This is a genomic window from Vibrio sp. B1ASS3, from assembly GCF_905175355.1.
Lineage (GTDB): Bacteria > Pseudomonadota > Gammaproteobacteria > Enterobacterales > Vibrionaceae > Vibrio > Vibrio owensii.
Map to the genome: position 1 here is coordinate 179,542 of NZ_HG992742.1, position 17,460 is coordinate 197,001.

General features: G+C 42.3%; 14 protein-coding genes and 4 tRNA genes. 12 read left to right on the plus strand and 6 right to left on the minus strand.

Annotated elements, in window-relative coordinates; translation table 11 throughout:
• Nucleotides 1-122: 122 nt before the first annotated feature.
• From KJB05_RS00890 to KJB05_RS00900, 3 genes are all read left to right on the plus strand, one after another.
• Nucleotides 123-198 (plus strand) — tRNA-Thr (locus KJB05_RS00890).
• A gap of 51 nt (nt 199-249) precedes the next feature.
• A tRNA-Tyr gene (locus KJB05_RS00895) sits at nt 250-334 on the plus strand.
• A 287-nt stretch (nt 335-621) separates the two neighbouring features.
• Nucleotides 622-692: transfer RNA gene (locus KJB05_RS00900), tRNA-Gly, on the plus strand.
• Nucleotides 693-846: 154 nt separating this feature from the next.
• Here the strand turns inward: KJB05_RS00900 and KJB05_RS00905 are convergent.
• Entirely contained in the window at nt 847-1,470 is a 624-nt protein-coding gene (locus KJB05_RS00905) for a recombinase family protein (RefSeq protein WP_241739714.1), read from the minus strand.
• A 242-nt stretch (nt 1,471-1,712) separates the two neighbouring features.
• Between KJB05_RS00905 and KJB05_RS00910 the strand changes: the two genes are divergently transcribed.
• The 4 genes from KJB05_RS00910 to KJB05_RS00925 are packed head-to-tail and all read left to right on the plus strand — an operon-like array spanning nt 1,713 to nt 5,377.
• Nucleotides 1,713-3,587 carry a LysM peptidoglycan-binding domain-containing protein gene (locus tag KJB05_RS00910; protein ID WP_052036773.1) on the plus strand — a complete coding sequence of 625 codons (1,875 nt, stop codon included), beginning with the start codon at nt 1,713-1,715 and terminating at the stop codon, nt 3,585-3,587.
• A complete protein-coding gene (locus KJB05_RS00915) occupies nt 3,568-4,047 on the plus strand; it encodes a DUF1240 domain-containing protein (RefSeq protein ID WP_042770331.1) in 480 nt (159 codons plus the stop codon). The genes KJB05_RS00910 and KJB05_RS00915 overlap by 20 nt, the downstream gene beginning before the upstream one ends.
• A 34-nt stretch (nt 4,048-4,081) precedes the next feature.
• Entirely contained in the window at nt 4,082-4,777 is a 696-nt protein-coding gene (locus tag KJB05_RS00920) for a DUF2628 domain-containing protein (RefSeq protein ID WP_244142980.1), read from the plus strand.
• Between the two features lie 60 nt (nt 4,778-4,837).
• Entirely contained in the window at nt 4,838-5,377 is a 540-nt protein-coding gene (locus KJB05_RS00925) for a hypothetical protein (protein WP_191686351.1), read from the plus strand.
• A gap of 42 nt (nt 5,378-5,419) precedes the next feature.
• On the opposite strand, the gene KJB05_RS00930 is transcribed toward KJB05_RS00925, so the two are convergent.
• The 5 genes from KJB05_RS00930 to KJB05_RS00950 are packed head-to-tail and all read right to left on the minus strand — an operon-like array spanning nt 5,420 to nt 14,047.
• Nucleotides 5,420-7,621, minus strand: coding sequence for an AAA family ATPase (locus KJB05_RS00930; protein ID WP_082309562.1), 2,202 nt, complete (start codon nt 7,619-7,621; stop codon nt 5,420-5,422).
• On the minus strand, nt 7,618-8,103 hold the full coding sequence (locus tag KJB05_RS00935) for a VPA1267 family protein (protein ID WP_052036771.1): 486 nt from the start codon (nt 8,101-8,103) through the stop codon (nt 7,618-7,620). The genes KJB05_RS00930 and KJB05_RS00935 overlap by 4 nt, the downstream gene beginning before the upstream one ends.
• The gene (locus tag KJB05_RS00940) at nt 8,096-8,863 is read right to left on the minus strand and encodes a hypothetical protein (protein ID WP_042770329.1); all 768 of its coding nucleotides are present in this window, start codon (nt 8,861-8,863) and stop codon (nt 8,096-8,098) included. Before KJB05_RS00940 ends, KJB05_RS00935 begins: the two co-directional genes overlap by 8 nt.
• A 1-nt stretch (nt 8,864) precedes the next feature.
• Nucleotides 8,865-12,494 (minus strand): VPA1269 family protein, encoded by a 3,630-nt coding sequence (locus KJB05_RS00945; RefSeq protein ID WP_042770327.1) that lies wholly within the window; start codon nt 12,492-12,494, stop codon nt 8,865-8,867.
• Between the two features lie 2 nt (nt 12,495-12,496).
• A complete protein-coding gene (locus KJB05_RS00950) occupies nt 12,497-14,047 on the minus strand; it encodes a tyrosine-type recombinase/integrase (protein WP_082309561.1) in 1,551 nt (516 codons plus the stop codon).
• A 266-nt stretch (nt 14,048-14,313) separates the two neighbouring features.
• Here KJB05_RS00950 and KJB05_RS00955 point away from each other — a divergent pair.
• From KJB05_RS00955 to rplK, 5 genes are all read left to right on the plus strand, one after another.
• Nucleotides 14,314-14,389, plus strand: a tRNA-Thr gene (locus tag KJB05_RS00955).
• A gap of 101 nt (nt 14,390-14,490) precedes the next feature.
• Nucleotides 14,491-15,675 (plus strand): elongation factor Tu, encoded by a 1,185-nt coding sequence (gene tuf / locus KJB05_RS00960; protein WP_005438393.1) that lies wholly within the window; start codon nt 14,491-14,493, stop codon nt 15,673-15,675.
• 267 nt (nt 15,676-15,942) lie between these two features.
• Nucleotides 15,943-16,323, plus strand: coding sequence for a preprotein translocase subunit SecE (gene secE, locus KJB05_RS00965; RefSeq protein ID WP_005440549.1), 381 nt, complete (start codon nt 15,943-15,945; stop codon nt 16,321-16,323).
• A gap of 13 nt (nt 16,324-16,336) precedes the next feature.
• On the plus strand, nt 16,337-16,885 hold the full coding sequence (nusG, locus tag KJB05_RS00970; RefSeq protein ID WP_005440551.1) for a transcription termination/antitermination protein NusG: 549 nt from the start codon (nt 16,337-16,339) through the stop codon (nt 16,883-16,885).
• A gap of 144 nt (nt 16,886-17,029) precedes the next feature.
• Complete coding sequence (gene rplK, locus KJB05_RS00975; RefSeq protein WP_005440554.1) at nt 17,030-17,458, plus strand: 50S ribosomal protein L11; 429 nt, start codon at nt 17,030-17,032, stop codon at nt 17,456-17,458.
• Nucleotides 17,459-17,460: the final 2 nt, after the last annotated feature.

Consider the following 17,460-nt stretch of genomic DNA (forward strand, 5'->3'; position numbering starts at 1 on the left):
CTTTAAAAAGCGAGGTTTGTATGATTTTGCAGCAATCGATTCTAAAAAGTCGAATTTTACGATTTTTTTTAAAATAGCTATTGCAACCTAGAAAATCATTCAATAGAATGCGCACCACTTATGCCGACTTAGCTCAGTAGGTAGAGCAACTGACTTGTAATCAGTAGGTCACCAGTTCGATTCCGGTAGTCGGCACCATTCTTTCCTGTTTCATTAGAAGCAATTGTAGTAAGAATGGCATGAAATTTTGGAGGGGTTCCCGAGTGGCCAAAGGGAGCAGACTGTAAATCTGCCGGCACTGCCTTCGATGGTTCGAATCCGTCCCCCTCCACCATATTCTTTAGGAAATAGCTCTCAGAGTTACGTGTTGCGGGCATCGTATAATGGCTATTACCTCAGCCTTCCAAGCTGATGATGCGGGTTCGATAAATGTAGACCCAAAATCATACTTTAACTAACAGGTGAGTGAGTGAATTGCTTATCTTATTGGGCTTGAAGGACACCGCAAGTAAGGCAAGCTAAAGTATATTTACTTTTAGTTTGAAAATGACCTTACTTTATGCTCTACTCTAGAGCATAGACAATTTGATTAGTCACTCCAGATTTATGAGTGTACTCTGAGCGCGTATCGTATAATGGTAATACCTCAGCCTTCCAAGCTGATGCTGCGAGTTCGATTCTCGCTACGCGCTCAGAGTACACTTTTTCCTTTTAGCTCGATCAGCTACTACTCTCTCCCTATCAATACTAGAAATATAGTCATATCTCGTGTGATGCTGTATTTGAAGTCATGCTCTACACTGTTACCTAAAGTTTGCTTCGGGTGAACGGTTGGCACTCCTGTCGCTATCCGCGATTGGTTTGTTTGATATAGCGGTAAAGTGTGGCAATTCCTATCCCAGCAGCCTTCGCTGCTTTCTCCTTACTCATCCCTTTTTCAACATACTTCAACGCTTCTATGCATTTGTTTATCGTCGATTGAGTTTGTTGTTTACCTTTGTATTTTCCTTCTGCCTTTGCTCTCTCTATGCCAATGAACTGCTTTTCTAGCATTTGCTCACGTTGCATTTGGGCAACGGCTGAAAGAGTGGTGACAACTAATTGACCAGTCGCACTGGTGATGTCGATACTTCCTAAGTCGGCAATGAAAATTTTGATCCCGTCAGATTTGCATCTATCAATTAAGTCGAGCACATCACGAGTGCAACGACCCAGTCTGTCGATTGATTGAGTGACAATCTGATCTTGAGGCTTTAGTGAATCCATCAGCCTTTGCCACTGCTCTCGGTCAGTTGTATTTTTAGCACTGACTTTCTCACTAAAGATTTTGTCGAAGTTAAAACCTGTCGATTTAAGCAACGCTATCTGCTGTTCAAGGTTCTGCTCTAAGGTACTAACCCTTGCATATCCGTATATCGCCATAATGCACATACCTCTATCATTAACATAGTTATAAGATAAATCTATCATATAGGTTTATCAATCTCTAAATGATAGTGGAATGACATCCTGTCTTTGGCTCATACCTATCTGATAGGTAAGAAAATGTGGTTCACCTCAGAAAGTACCGTAATGATCATCATACTGAGAACCTTTATTGAACAACGCTAATGTTAAATGCCTTTTGCCTAACTAATTGGTGAATATGACTATTCTAATTTTCTCGTAAAACCAGTATGTTGGAGTGTTAGGAAGTTATCAGGCAGCGAAGCATGAAGAAACCACTCGATCAGGTAAGAATTAGAGGCGCAGGCTATAAACCTGTTTTGGATGATGTCCCTCAATACACGCCATCGACAGAACGGGTAAAAGACACACCAGAGCCAACACCTACCCATGAGTGTAATATTAAAATACTTTGTACACTTGAAGAACTAAATCAGCTTCAGGTGGGAGTTTGGTCTTTGGCTAAAACATCGAACGAGCCTAAAGTCATGAGTTGGACTAAAAAAGCAACGCAAGAGAGTGAGGTGTTACTTTCGGCTAAGTGCTTATCCAATGAAGAAAAGAGCTTACTTCATGATGTATTTGTTGATGCTGGTCATATTACTCAGCAAACTATCACACCGAAGCCTATTAACTCATCACATATACATGCTGAGTACATCCCTGTTAAGTTAATGGTGCAAGTTTCAGAAAGCGGCTTAGCTTGGGCTACACATGGTTACTATTACCACTTCCTTGATGGAGTATTAGCCAAAGAATACAAAGTGGCGGGTGATGATCGTTGGTCTTTTTATCTGACTCGTTCAAAAGCCCTCTTTTTGTCTGATGAACTATTATCTGACCATCATTACACTTCTATTTTATTGCCTTATAAGCTAGAAGAGAAATCGCTGCCACCTCAACATATTCTTTTTAGAACTGAAAAACTGACATCTGAAGAGCTAGCAAATATTAACCATGCATGGCTTGAAGAGAACGCAGTTACATTAGATATTGAACAGCTCGTTTCTATTCGACAAACAGATCTTCTGGAGCGTCCAAAAGATACTGAGTCACAAAGCGACTTTAAAGAAAAGTCAGCCCCAACTCACACAGTTAAGACTCACGTTGATACAGGGCAAAGCGAAACTTGGACAGATATTGCAGCTCAGTATGGACTTGCTCCCAAGGAACTACTGACACTAAATCCTCTTTATGAACAAGACCCATTATCGCTAAAAGTCGGCGATAAACTTCAAGTAAGGGAGTGGCAAGCACCAGAACAATGCAGCATATCGGATCAACCACATCCGATAAAAACCATTGAAAAAGCCCATTCTTTAGGTGATGTATGGGGAAAATATCAACATACGACCATCAATGATAAGTTGGTTAATATTTCCCAAGATCAAAGCGTGTCGGCTAACACTCCTGTTATCAACGCCACTCACACGTATTGGCCTGCCTATAACTTCCTTGCTAAAGAAGGTGAAAAACAGATAGAGGTGATTTATCGCAGCCAGACAGCAGAGATCGCGATCTTTACGCCTGAAGAGTGGAAAAAACTGTTTGAGATTTGGGACTTCAATGGTGATGTTAAGACCGTCAAAGACTCGCTAACAGGGTTATATAATGCCAGAGAAACTGCCAAAGCACTTGGTGGCTTGGGTGTGACCGCTATTGTCAAAAACATCGATGGTGTCGAGTATCTCTATTTAAATAATTACGATAAGTTTAAACAGACAATTTTGCATGGTGGCGTCTTCCGTGCCGATAACCCTCAAGTGGTGAAAATGGGAATGGGTGCTCTTGATTCAGTTAAAGGCATGACCCGTTACGTGAAAACTTACGCCCCAGCCGAATTTCTTCTTGGCTCAGGGATCAATGGTCTTAAATATCTATTAACCGATGACTATACACTAAGAGAATTAGGTGTTGATGAAGCTAAGCTTTTGGTTCATGCGGTAAGTGTTGCTGGTACTGCTTTAGTTTTGGGTAAAATCGTCGCATTTGGAGCAGGATTGTTATCACTTCCTGTAACGGTTCCCGTATCTTTAAGTATCCTTGCTTTCTCTGCTTTTGGGGTATGGTTTATTGATAAAGAGACTGATTTTGAGAAAAGACTAGTGGAGGCTGTCGTTGATGAATTCGATGGCGAATAAAATAGGTTGTATCGCTTTTGTTTTAACTGCATTCGCAATTTCGGTTATTACTTGGTGGGTTTATTGGCAATTTTATGTTGTACAAATTTTTAATCCTTCATCGGAATTAGTTGCTGATCCGCTATATTTTATGTCAATAATCTTTGGAGTGTCTGGTTCTATTCTTGGCATAACCACGCTGTTATCTTTACCTTTAATTACATACGTTTGGTATAAACAAGCTGAAATAACGTTAACTCCGCAGCCAATGAAAATGCGTTATTTTACTCTGCGAAATATAAAGAAGTTTTTTCTTATAGTAGCAATCATCGGCGGTGGTTTTTCCTTCGTGTCTAACATCATCTTACTTCACAAGATCATTCCTGATAACGGCTATGTGCTTTGCCCGAAAAAGATCGGCTACAAAAAGAATTTACTTCGAGACTACGTTCTAGATGTCAGCCAGTGTGAAAAGTTTTAGGTAGGAAAGAGTTCTTACTCAGAGAAGGTTCACGGTGACGCTGAGCCTTATTTTTGGCGTGAACAACGCTTGGTGTTTAATTCGAGAAAGGTTTTATAGTTTGCAAGATAGTATAAATGCAATTGATGACCTAGATGTTAGTAATAAGTGGAAGCGCCGTTTTCATCTATTGAAAAATCTAGGGGCAGATGAACTCAGCCATGCTTTGATTCTGAAGAGTGAAGCATATAGGGCATTGTCTTTTAAAGAACGTATCTCTTTTATTTCTAATTTTGCTGCGTTTTTTGGTGGTTTTATATACTACTTTTATAAGCGTATGCATCTAAAAGGCTTGGTAATTCTTTCTTTATCTATGCTTTGGATAGCTGCTCTAGCAGGAATTGAGTTTGTCAGTGGTGTCGTCATTCCTGATGTGGTTTTTTGGAGTTTATCAGCGTGCTTGTGCTCCCAGTGGGCTAACTATGACCTGTATCGAAAAACATTCCATAGCGAGCAACTATGGGATTGGATTCCAGCGCGGTGGCGAAATAAATCAAGTGTTCTTTGGTTTCTAGCTCTGTGTGCAACAATCTGGGGTGGTTCAATTTACTACACTGCTACGCATACATACTCAACTTATGCGGCATATGATGATCCAAATGCTCTACGTATTCCTTGTGGCTCATTCGTGATGTTTGCCACTCAAGAAGAAGTTGATAGCTATGGTCGAGATGTCATTTGCAATCAGTAACTCCGACTTGACTCGGTGACGACGATATTCAGACTTAAAATGACTAGGTAATATAAGCAGATGCTGAATCGCCTTTACTTTCACCTTGAGCAACGGAAGATATTGTATCAGGGTAAAGAAGATATAAGCCCTGAAGTTGCTAAGGCAATGTTTTCAAAGCTGAATACGGGGTACTACACGTCACAGGAAGAAGAGTTCATCATGAAGCTGTTTGTGAAGAAGTCCTTTCTAAACAAACGAAATGGTGAATATGAGTTTATTAAGAAAAGTAAACCTTATAAGCCGAATGTTATCCCCAAAAATATTCGGATTCTCTTTCTATCGATTGCGGCTGGGTTAGTGCTCTATGGTTTGTTTGGTATTAACCACGGAGAAATTTACTTACCTTCCAAACGAGGGCATGGCATTACTTTTGTCGGTGATTCTCTTTATGTTTTATTTGGCTCTTTTGTGATGCTTGCTATCGCCTGTATCATTATTGTCGTGGATCACTACGATAAGAGGAATAACGAGCACCTCTATGATTTAGCGTTAAAAGGGCTTGGCTATGTCAGCTTAGCCTTCTACATCGCGGCTTGTATTTGGAGCTTTGCGAGTTAAAAGGCTTCGCAAGCTGCGTGAACGCAGCAGCTACGATATTGATTAACTCACTCTTTGCCATTGATTTCGAAGTGTGACGACAGGTCTCTCTCTTTGATTGGTGGCATAGAGGTACTCTTCGTGGATCAGCTTGTCCAGCCAAGTTCTGCGCTTGTACCGTGCGCTCAAGCTCGTTACTGCTTTTTTGAAGTTCGCTTCGGAGCCAACGATATGCAGTTCATCTTCTGTTCGAGTTATCGCAGTATATAACCACGCACGGTCAACCATTGGTGCGCCATCCAATGCCACTATGGTTCGTTTAAATTGAGAGCCTTGCGCTTTATGTAGCGTGATCGAGTAGGCGCGTTTCAACGAATCAAAGAGTGCTCTGGTCAGGTTGACCTCTTTGCCGTCATCCGTTCTTACTCGACCTAGGTGATTCCCTCTTGACTCAATGCTTTCTAATACGCCAAGCGTGCCGTTTTGAACGCCTGCTTGGTAGTCATTGATGGTAAATATCACAGGGTCATTGATTCTAAAGTCTGTCTCTAGTTTTTCATTACTGTACATATGAACATACATGGCTGCGCCATCAGGATTTACCATCTTTTGGCAGGATTCGTTAATTTCTGAAGTGATCTTTATTGAGGAAGAGACCACTTGACTGTCTGAGGGAGCCTCTGAGTAAAGCCTTGTACAGGTCTCCACGATATCTTCGTCACGGACGGGATGAAAATGAATGCATCCTGTACTCAACTCTAGCGGTACGATCCCATCATTGACTGATTTTGAGTATTCGGGTATTCCAGAGGATTCAGATTGCCTTTGCACAATATCAAGCTTCACGACAGAAATAAGCTCTGAATCAATCATGTCAGACAGCACTAAACCTGAGCCGATGGACGGTAGCTGGTCACGGTCTCCGACAAGCAAGAAGCGAACTGACGGATCTGAATGCGTCACAATCTTATACATGGTGTGCAGATCAAGCATAGAAGCTTCATCGATAACAATAAGGTTTTTGCCTGCGCCGATAGGTGGCTCTCTTAAAAACCTTGCTATCGTTGATGTTGGTAGCTCGATTGATTCATGCAGCCGCATCGCGGCTCTGCCAGAGAGTGCCATCGGATAAATGTTGTATTTCAATGCGGAGTAAGCTTTTAAAACCGTTTTTAGTATGGTGGTTTTTCCTGTACCTGCACCGCCAGTGATAATGGAAATGTGGTGTGACAAGGCTTCTTTGACTGCAAGCTGTTGTTTATTTGCGAGCGTAAAAGGTAATTCATTGATGGCTTGATGCATTGCCGTTTCAGTTGTGTAGTTCCACTTAGCTTCAGAGGTGACGAGCTTCACTAACCTTTTTGCGATCACCGCTTCTGTGACGTACATCCCTACAGGATGATAGTGTTGGGTATCAGGGTCGATGCGGAAGGATAATTTATGTCCTGCCACTTGCATGGCTTTATCGACAACGTCATAGCTGCGCATTATATCAAACAACTTGCTTCTTAGTTCTCCCTTTGTCATGTACGTATGCCCTGAGCGGGTATGGTTACGTATCGTTTGCTCTATCGCAGCAATAAATCGGATATCTGCGTGGCGTTCGATATGAAAGTAAGAGCGAGCAATCTCATCGGCATCTTTGAAGTTCATACCGAAGGTCACAAGTAAGTAGGGATTGTCCTTTAACTCTTCAACGACTGTATCTTTATGATATTTGAAGAGCTTTTGCTGTATCGCAGGCGGTATACCATGAGAGCAAAACCATTCCGTGTACTTTAGGGTTTGATATTTTTCAAAGCCTGCAATGAGTGCAACCGCCGATTTTTCGGTGAGAATACTCAGTAACGGGTTCAGTTGTTGTTTCTCAAGGATCTCAAAGATTCTCGAACCATAGGTGCGCCACAACTCTTTGGCTTTACTTATACCAATACCAACAAAATCACGCTCTTTCGAAATAAAGTTCACAAACTCATTGGAGGCTGATGGCAATACCAGCTTCACACGCTTTGGATTGATGAAGTCAAAGCGTTTAAGTTGATAATGCCCTCGCAAGTCATCAACTATCACGAAATCTCCCGTGATCTGAACGCATTGACCTTCAGAAGGGGCAAAATCCATGACATTCACAGGGCAGCGAACCAGCACATAAGATTTGGCTGAGACCATTTCAGGTTGTGATTTGCGTATGAAGATTCCTGTGAACTGAGCTTCTTTGCTGGTTTCAAAATGGATAGCTGTTATCTCCATATAGGCGGTCATCATAGCTCCACCCCCATACCCATTTCGCTCATGATTTCTTTTAGCTCTTCAAAGCGCTTTAATTCAGCTCTAAGGCGCTGGTTCTCTTCTTCAAGCTCTCTGAGTCGATTTGTATCCACATGGCGCTGAGAAGCGCCCTGATCGTATTTCTTCGGTGAATCCTGAGCGACTTTGCCTGACTCCGTGAGAGCGGGCAGAATATTTTTCTCTCTAAGCTCTGTTTCTAGCTCTTCCAGCAATGCTTTAATTTTCGGGTTTTGCCGCAATGCCGAAAGCCCTACGCCTGATTGAGCGGATAGCTCCGCTCTTGCGAGATTATGTGTTTTAGCATTTACAAGTGGCAGCCAAGTTTTAGAGTCGTAAATCTTACAACCATTGGCGTCCAATGGAGTTTTGCTACTTAACCACGTTTCGAATTTTGAGGCATTTTTATCGCCACTAGAGAGCTTTTTGTCGGCATCTTCTGTTAAACCAAAATCACTCATGAGACCGTCCCGTTAAAGCATCAGTAATGTATTTCCATTCGTCACTGCGAAACAGGACTTGCTTCCGAGAATTGCTGACGATTTTTAACACCGTTTTTTCATTTCGAGTTTCGGTTTGGAAGTATTCAGGAAACTGCTCTGGTAGATTAACTAACTTTGATATTATCTGAGCGAACAGAGCATCTTCGGCTGAGGTGTCTGAAATTACCTCTAATGTCGGAAGCCCTTTTTTAGCAGTCGTTTGGTGCGAGAGCGCAAGGCTAATGGGTTGCTTTCTCGATTGTTCCTGTAGTTTGGCGGTTAATACTTTTCTTTCATTCTCTAAAGCTTGCACCTGCATTTGAAGTGTTCTGACATAAGCTCTTGATTTAGGATCTAATTGATCTACAGGAAAACTCACTTCGCTCCGTTGACTTACTGGAGCCTTATTTTTAGCACCCATGCGTTTATCTTGTTCAATCACATAGAAGGAGATAAACGCCTTAAAATTTACATTATTTGCAATAGATTGATATTTAGGGGGAACGCTCTCTTTCTCTGTTTTTTCAAACAGATCTGAGTTGTCAACGTTTTGGATGAAAGCGGCAATCGTTGAGTTGTTTATTTTCGCACCTGAAGCCAGCATGGTTTTGGCTGCTTTTCTTATGTTTCGGAGTGACATCTTCGAAATGGGCGTACCACACTTCTCTTCACATTGAGCGAAAAGTGCTTCTTCTTCATCTCTGAATTTTTGTTCAATGTCATTGAGTTGTTGTGTCATCTCAAATGTTCTCCTCTAACATATGATGCGTAAGGCTTTTTTGATTTTTGGGTAATGTTAGTTGTTGATCGATCATTGACTGAAGTAAGTTGGCGGCTTTTGTGACCTTCTCCAGTTTGAGTTGGCTGATCTCCATTAATCGTCCGTCAGACAAGGCCGCTATCTCACTTTGACTGAAGTGCTCATTCAAATAATCAGCGAGTTTTAAAGCACCTTTGTTCGCTAAGTGTTTATCTTTGATCCGTGCAAACAAAAAGGAAGAATCAAGGTGACTCACGATAGTATCTAAAAACTCTCGTAACGCCCTGGCTGGGTTTTCTGGAATAGGAACGGAGCCTTTCGGAAGAAGGTACGCTTGTTCAACTATCGTGTGTATTAATTGATACTCTGAACCTGACTTCAAGTTGGCGGTGATATTCACATCTCCGATCAAGGCGGGTTTATTGCCTGACTCGGTATCGTTTGTGTCCCGAAGTTCTTCCGACTGTAACACAGCTAGATAACGGTTCTTCCATGCCTTCATTAAAGGGATTAGCGATTCTTCGATACCCTTAATGCTGGATTGAGTAGAAGTGATTTTGACATTAAGTCTTTGTCGTTCTTCAGGGGTCTCGGCATCTTCTAGCGCCCATTCAATCTCTTCAACACACTCATTGAGGTACTGGATTTCTTTACTGGATTCTTTTAAAACAAACATGATTCGATTCAGCTCCATGATTTGTTCAATCAAAAAATCAAAACCAGTTAGCCAGAATCGACAATTACCACACCCGCCCTGAACAGGAACAAATGCATTATCTTCCTCTGGGTGAGGCATACCTTCTGAGCATCCTGCGCAACCTTTGCCACCGAGAGGACACATCCCGCCCTCGACAGGGGCGAAGGTTGCGATATTTCGATGGTTTAAATCAATATCTGAGGAATGGTCATTGGGAGCAAATAGTTGTCTTTTGTCTTGTCCTAGCAGGACTTTATCACTGGCTGATGGTGCGTATGGCGTGGACTCGTTTGCTTGCAGAATGCTTTCCTTTATGACATCCGATTCTGCTTTGCTATAACCCAAGGTCATGAAAATAGAAGCGTGTCCAGCGATAAACTCCGAGACGATATGTAAAGGCACGCCAATATCGAGTAAATGAGAAATCCCAGCTACTCGTAATGTATGGATATCAAAGATAGATTTTCCATCCGCATCCGTTAGCGTGACATCAAGCCCTTCTTGTCGAAGTTGCTTTTCTGTTTCTAAACACAGCTCATCAAAAATGCGTTCAATTTTATACTTACTGATCGGTGGGTGGGTAATAATGTGCTTACCACTGAGTTTGTAGCTGACAGTTTCTGTTAAGTCTCTGAATACAGGCAGTATAAACGGAACATTTGCCATGACATTTCTGGCATTGGTAATACGCTCTCTATCGGATGGAAGATGGTCGAACCTTAGAGGCTGCGCATCGGCTGAATATTGTTCAAGCCATTGAAGTTGCTCAAATAATACATTGTATGGATGATTTAAGCTTTTCTCATAGGTGTGTTGAGGATTAGATATGTAAGGCCAAGGGATCTCATATCCATTTTTTTCATCAGGCGACCACATCTGAGTTTTGTTCGTATTGATATAAATGGAAAAGTCGGAATCTCCCGACATCAATCGGTTTGATGGGCGTTGTAAAACGCCAACGGCACCGCCATTCACATCCCATTGTGTTCGATGGTATTCACTTTCAAAATGCTTCAAAGGGGATAGGTTTTCTTTAAAGCTTTTGGTTGTCGGGTCAAAGATCTCTTGGTCAAAGTAGCCTTGATCTAACCAACGAGCCTGAACGCCTCGTATCGGCAACAATAACAAAAAAGCGAGAGAGGCGGCTCTGGAAGGGCAAAATACATATTGTTGAGACTCTGGATCTAGGAAATGGTCAGTACGCCCTTTGGCATGATGGCTATTAAGAGCTGCGAGTGAAATTTGCTCTGCCCACTGGTACGTTGGTACACCTTTGCTATCAAAGCCACAAAGTATTTCTACCATTTTATCGACAACCATTGACGTGATTCTGGCTCTTGGTGTTTTTGAGCGTCTTCCTCGACCTGTAAAGTCTACTTTGGGTAGATTTTTAAATGGTGATTCAACATCTCGCTCTTCCAACTTCAGTGTGTTTGCTACGCCGCGATAAAAACTTTTTGCTAGCCCCCATCGGTGTCTTTTGGTCTTCTTGGATTTGACGCTTTGAGTGTTATTGATGTAGTCAAAATAACACTCAGACGCATTTATAAATGGAGAGGGAGTGTATAAATCAATTGGCTTTACATCCCAAGGGCTTAGCGCCCCACGGTATTGAACCGCCCATTTTACAAAATGCATGATGTCAGATTTATAACCATCTGACGTCAATTTTTGTTGATGGAATATTGATAAAGCATCTTGCCATGCATCGGGCAGCGGTTGCGCTACTACACCGATAGGGATATCTGCTGCTGACTCAACAGTAACAGCGCCATTTCTTTCAACCATCTTATAGCGTTCATACCAATGTAATGAATTTGAGTCTTGCTGCTTATAAATGGTGTCGCACATCTCCAGAGGGTATCCTAACCCTACGGACTGTGTAAGCTGCTCCATTATCTTTCGATAACCAAGTCTTGTCGCTCTATCCTCATCGAATAAATAGCCACAAAGTAGTCGAATTTGTATCGGAAAATTCAACGTTTGCCCGATGGATGTGCAAAAGATAAATCGAGACCAAAGAGAGGTTAGAATAGACTTACGATCACTACTGAAAGCTTGCGTGATTGCGTTATCAATATCATTAGAAGCGAGAGCGCGAAATTGTAGTCGTGGTGTTTTCTTCGAATAAGCGGGAAGCCAGCTTTTTGTCACGGTTCCATAAGACAGCAGCTTGAGGTAGATATTTCGATACAGCGAAGACTTTCGTCGATTGGTTTCTGCCAGATGTTCGCCACTAAAAATCAATAAGCAGTCAGCGTCACCTAGTATTGAAATTAAGTCATTGGCAGTCTTTTTACGTTTAACATCATCAAGTTGCTCTATGCACCATAGTATTTGTTCTGCAATGTGACCACATCCCAACTTGCTTATAGCGTGTTTTCTGCTTAGCAGTAATGCAGGGAAAAGGTTGATGTCAAGCTTTGCCAAGGCTTCTTCTGTGATCGCATCAGCCCAAGCTTCAAACATCATCAACTCATCAATGATCTTACCAATGACCTCTTCGACTTCGTCTGTTGTAAGACTGAAAATATAGCCTCGCAATGACTTTCTATTTTTTACGGGACTTTTCTCCGCATAAGACGCCAACCAAGCATCAAGAGCTTTGTTTCCTGTAGCTGACATCAAAGTAAAGTTACGAGATTTAGACTTGTTAGCATGAAACTGACGGTAAAAATCTAAAGAGAGTTGAATGAGCGCTTGTTTAAAAGCAGCCATGAGATTTTTTTCAATATGCTCTATTAGCACTGATGCATTCGTGTTTTGAAAGCGTAAGTTAGAGGAAAGATTTACCAGTATTGGATCTTCATTTTCTTTAAATGAAGGGACTTGAATTAAAGCGCCTGAGAGTGTTCCTGCTGCGTGTAGTTCAAGTAAGTGAGCATTATCTTTAATGATGATATCTGGTGTCATGATTATCTCAGCCAGTTGTTTGGATACTGGTATTTAAAGTGTTGGTCGAAATCTGCCACAGCAGGAAGGTCTAATGGGACATCGGATGGTTCGCCAATATGCTTATGATGAGCAAGTAGCAGTTCGTGACGAACGGTAGCATCCGATAAGTGGTAGTAGATCTGCGTACTGGAAATCTGACTGTGATGCAGCATCCCTTGAAGCTTTGTGATGTCTATCTTCAACACAGTGGCGCAATAAAATCCGAATAAATGCCTTAATGAATGCAAACCATAGCCTTTTCCTGCCAGCCCCATTTTTGCGAGTGAACGTTTTAATGAGGCATTGATAGCGGATATCGTAAGAGGCAACCCATACTCATCGTCGGTTATTTTGATGAACAGCCAAGGATGCCACGGCCAGCCATTAGGGTTTGCTTTTCCTGTACTAGGGTTGCGATAAATGTAGGTGTTCATATATTCTTCAAACACTTTAGCGGCATAACGACCTATTTCTGGGGAGCACCAGAACACTTCGCCATCTCTGCTTGATGCTTCCGAAGGGGTAAACGATGCTTCTAAAAACGTCATTCCTTTAAAACCAGAATGCAACCCGTCATTACGATTCAATACCTGATCTCTGGTTTGTAGGTGCCTTAGTGGGTGATTTGGTGGTAACTGCTCATTCGCGTAATTCTCTTCCATGTATTCTTTTCTGGTGGTTTTCCTGATGTTGCCATCAGAATCTTTCCACGAGATTTCACCATAAGTCGGGTCATCCAGGCGAACTCGAAGCATATGATTGTTATCGATACCAATAACATCATCAAAAAAGGTATGTAGAGGTTCAGATCTTCGAAGAGAGCCTCCGCCATACATCAAAAACACTAATTTATCTCTGGGATTGCCAAGGGTCTCTATTAGCTCTATAAAACGGTCAGCGGGAAAACACTTATTTATTCTGTCTTGTAAGCGCTTCGCTCGCTTATGGACTCGGTCTTCTCGAACAGAAATAGAAAATTCTTCTTTTTCATGCTCTTGAGCTGGGAAAAGGTGTAATAAAGCGTCCCAACCTGAACGTTGTTTAAAGGCAAGGTACTTTTCATAAGAGGATAGAAAGACAGTTTCAGAAGGATTTAACCTGTCAGCACCGTGAAATGCACTTTGAAACTTATCAAAATCATTAATGTGTCGAAGGTACGTTGTTTTTATGCTTTTGGCTTTGACGGGCTTCCAGCCAAGAAAGGCTAATTTGAGATAAGAATCGGATGTTAACGTACAGAACTGATCTGTCCCAAACATCTTAGCATCAAGAAACTTTTCAATTAGTCGATTGGTATCATAATCGTCACCTTCATGGATGGTGAGCACTTTATGGAAATTATACAAATGACCAATTGCTCTCATTGCTTCTTCTAGTGATGAAGGAGTGATTCCTTGCTTTATCATCCCGCTGATCCATTGGTTAACACCAATTGCAGGCTCTCCATCAAAAAACATGATAGGGATATCGAACTTGGGGTATTCGGTGGTTCTGACCCACTTGATTGAATAAAAACTGAAGAAATCCATCATAATCCCTTAAAGTACAGAAGTATTAAAGTATGATGCAGATGTCTTGATTTTGAAAGGTGTTTTTACTAGAATTATTTTTTGTTGCAATGTGAGATCTTACTGCTATAATGCGCCGAACTCTTCTTAAGGAAATGACTAACAAGGCTTAAGAGCATAATTCTCAGCGCTTTGAAGTTTCTAAAGCGGAGAGTATAGGGCAACATAAAGTATATCGTTTTAGGTCTACCTTTTTCGATTCCCGCTGCCCGCTCCACTCTAATTTGAGTGCTGATATAGCTCAGGTGGTAGAGCGCATCCTTGGTAAGGATGAGGTCGGCAGTTCGAGTCTGCCTATCAGCACCAGCTCTTAAAGTTATTTCCTTTTGATATAAGATTTACCAATTATCTTTTTTGGTTGCGTGGTCAATTCGGGCCACCTAAATCCGTACCTAGAGGGACTACTCATGTCTAAAGAAAAATTTGAACGTGTAAAACCGCACGTAAACGTTGGTACTATCGGCCACGTTGACCACGGTAAAACTACTCTAACTGCAGCTATCTGTACAACACTTGCTAAAGTATACGGCGGTGCTGCTCGTGACTTCGCATCTATCGATAACGCTCCAGAAGAGCGTGAGCGCGGTATCACAATCGCTACTTCTCACGTAGAGTACGACACTCCAACTCGCCACTACGCACACGTAGACTGTCCAGGACACGCGGATTATGTTAAAAACATGATCACTGGTGCTGCACAGATGGACGGTGGTATCCTAGTTGTTGCTGCGACAGATGGTCCAATGCCACAAACTCGTGAGCACATCCTACTAGGCCGTCAGGTTGGTATCCCATACATCATCGTATTCATGAACAAATGTGACATGGTTGACGATGAAGAGCTACTAGAACTAGTAGAAATGGAAGTTCGTGAACTTCTATCTGAGTACGATTTCCCAGGTGATGACCTACCAGTTATCCAAGGTTCAGCTCTAGGCGCACTAAACGGCGAAGAGCAATGGGAAGCTAAGATTGTTGAACTAGCAGAAGCGCTAGATTCATACATCCCTGAGCCAGAGCGTGCAGTAGATATGCCATTCCTAATGCCTATCGAAGACGTATTCTCAATCCAAGGTCGTGGTACAGTAGTAACTGGCCGTATCGAACGTGGTATCCTAAACGTAGGTGACGAAGTTGCTATCGTAGGTATCAAAGACACTACTACTACTACATGTACTGGTGTTGAAATGTTCCGTAAGCTTCTTGACGAAGGTCGCGCTGGTGAGAACGTTGGTGCACTTCTACGTGGTACTAAGCGTGATGAAGTTGAACGTGGTCAAGTACTAGCTAAGCCTGGTTCAATCACTCCACACACTAAGTTCGAGTCAGAAGTATACGTACTTTCTAAAGATGAAGGTGGTCGTCACACTCCATTCTTCAAAGGCTACCGTCCACAGTTCTACTTCCGTACAACTGACGTAACTGGTGACATCTCTCTACCAGAAGGCGTAGAAATGGTAATGCCAGGCGACAACATCCAAATGCAAGTTGAGCTAATCGCTCCTATCGCTATGGATGAAGGCCTACGTTTCGCTATCCGTGAAGGTGGCCGTACTGTAGGTGCTGGTGTTGTTGCTAAGATCTTCGACTAATTCTTAACGAATTAAACGAATGTCTTCGGAAAATCTTGAATTAGATTTGACGAACCAGTATCAAAAAGGGCATCATTTGATGCCCTTTTTCTGCACTCAATATTATTTTAGCTGTTTTCTTGTTCAAAATTTGGTTGAGAGTAGAGCAAGATTAAGCGGAGAGGCTTAATCTTAAGAGAGTAACGCTGATTTTATCAGCGATATGGAGTTTGCCCTGCAACAGCGGGGTTATTGTCGTCTATATTAAGACTTGTGACAGGTTGGTTTATGAAAGCAAATAATGCTGAAACTCCTGATAGCTCAAACGCAGCAGATACGTTTAAGTGGATTGCCGCTTTCGTATTGGCAGCGGCCGCTGTTGTGGGTAATTACCTGTATGGTGAAATGTCTGTAGTTGTTCGTGCTGCAGGCGTTGTTGTTCTTATTGCAGCTGCCCTAGGCGTTGCTGCGACAACGACTAAAGGTAAAGCAGCGATCAGTTTTGCAAAAGAATCTCGTATGGAAGTTCGTAAGGTTGTTTGGCCTACACGCCAAGAAACCATGCAAACAACACTGATTGTTTTAGCTGTAAGTATTGTAATGGCTCTAGTGCTATGGGGAATTGACGGCATCATGGTTCGTTTAGTTGCTCTAGCAACTGGGGTATAGAGGGTAGTGATTCATGAGTGAAGCTCCAAAAAAACGCTGGTATGTAGTTCAAGCCTTCTCTGGATTTGAAGGTCGTGTAGCTCAGTCTCTACGTGAGCATATCAAAATGCACGCTATGGAAGAGCTATTCGGTGAAGTACTAGTTCCTACTGAAGAAGTAGTGGAAATGCGCGCGGGTCAGCGTCGTAAATCTGAACGTAAGTTTTTCCCAGGCTACGTCCTTGTTCAGATGATTATGAACGATGAATCATGGCACCTAGTACGCAGTGTGCCGCGTGTCATGGGCTTCATTGGTGGTACCTCAGACCGTCCAGCACCTATCACAGATAAAGAAGCTGACGCGATTCTTAACCGTCTCGAGAAAGCGAGTGAGTCTCCTCGTCCTCGTACAATGTACGAAGCGGGTGAAGTGGTACGTGTTAACGAAGGTCCATTTGCTGACTTCAATGGTACTGTTGAAGAAGTGGATTACGAGAAGAGCCGCCTGAAAGTGTCTGTATCGATCTTTGGTCGTGCAACACCAGTTGAGCTTGAATTTGGTCAAGTTGAAAAACTTGATTAAAAAAACACCTTTTTAAGGGTTGTCTAAGGCGCGAATTATGACTATAATTTCGCGCCTTTTTACTTCTCATGAAGTAAAGAGATTTTACGTAAACGGGGAGCTGGTCAGCAGACTAGCGTTTGAACCCAAACTTTAGGAAATATCATGGCTAAGAAAGTTGAAGCTTACATCAAGCTACAAGTTGCTGCTGGCGCTGCGAACCCAAGTCCACCAGTTGGTCCTGCTCTAGGTCAACACGGTGTGAACATCATGGAATTCTGTAAAGCGTTCAACGCAAAAACAGAATCTATTGAGAAAGGTCTACCAACTCCAGTAGTTATTACAGTATACAGCGACCGTTCTTTCACGTTCGTAACTAAGACTCCACCTGCTGCTGTTCTTCTTAAGAAAGCTGCTGGCGTTAAGTCTGGTTCTGGTCGTCCAAACACTGAAAAAGTGGGCACTGTAACTGACGCTCAAATCCAAGAAATCGCAGAAACTAAAGCTGCTGATATGACTGGTGCTGACATCGAAGCGATGAAGCGTTCTATCGCTGGTACTGCTCGTTCAATGGGCCTAGTGGTAGAGGGTTAATA

What these genes read in the sequence shown, in the direction of transcription:
- KJB05_RS00930 (WP_082309562.1), bottom strand. Translation starts at nt 7,621, where the DNA reads ATGATGACCGCCTATATGGAGATAACAGCTATCCATTTTGAAACCAGC.
- KJB05_RS00935 (WP_052036771.1), bottom strand. Translation starts at nt 8,103, where the DNA reads ATGAGTGATTTTGGTTTAACAGAAGATGCCGACAAAAAGCTCTCTAGT.
- KJB05_RS00950 (WP_082309561.1), bottom strand. Translation starts at nt 14,047, where the DNA reads ATGATGGATTTCTTCAGTTTTTATTCAATCAAGTGGGTCAGAACCACC.
- KJB05_RS00910 (WP_052036773.1), top strand. Translation starts at nt 1,713, where the DNA reads ATGAAGAAACCACTCGATCAGGTAAGAATTAGAGGCGCAGGCTATAAA.
- KJB05_RS00925 (WP_191686351.1), top strand. Translation starts at nt 4,838, where the DNA reads ATGCTGAATCGCCTTTACTTTCACCTTGAGCAACGGAAGATATTGTAT.
- secE (WP_005440549.1), top strand. Translation starts at nt 15,943, where the DNA reads ATGAAAGCAAATAATGCTGAAACTCCTGATAGCTCAAACGCAGCAGAT.
- KJB05_RS00945 (WP_042770327.1), bottom strand. Translation starts at nt 12,494, where the DNA reads ATGACACCAGATATCATCATTAAAGATAATGCTCACTTACTTGAACTA.
- rplK (WP_005440554.1), top strand. Translation starts at nt 17,030, where the DNA reads ATGGCTAAGAAAGTTGAAGCTTACATCAAGCTACAAGTTGCTGCTGGC.
- tuf (WP_005438393.1), top strand. Translation starts at nt 14,491, where the DNA reads ATGTCTAAAGAAAAATTTGAACGTGTAAAACCGCACGTAAACGTTGGT.
- KJB05_RS00940 (WP_042770329.1), bottom strand. Translation starts at nt 8,863, where the DNA reads ATGACACAACAACTCAATGACATTGAACAAAAATTCAGAGATGAAGAA.
- KJB05_RS00905 (WP_241739714.1), bottom strand. Translation starts at nt 1,470, where the DNA reads ATGATAGATTTATCTTATAACTATGTTAATGATAGAGGTATGTGCATT.
- nusG (WP_005440551.1), top strand. Translation starts at nt 16,337, where the DNA reads ATGAGTGAAGCTCCAAAAAAACGCTGGTATGTAGTTCAAGCCTTCTCT.
- KJB05_RS00915 (WP_042770331.1), top strand. Translation starts at nt 3,568, where the DNA reads ATGAATTCGATGGCGAATAAAATAGGTTGTATCGCTTTTGTTTTAACT.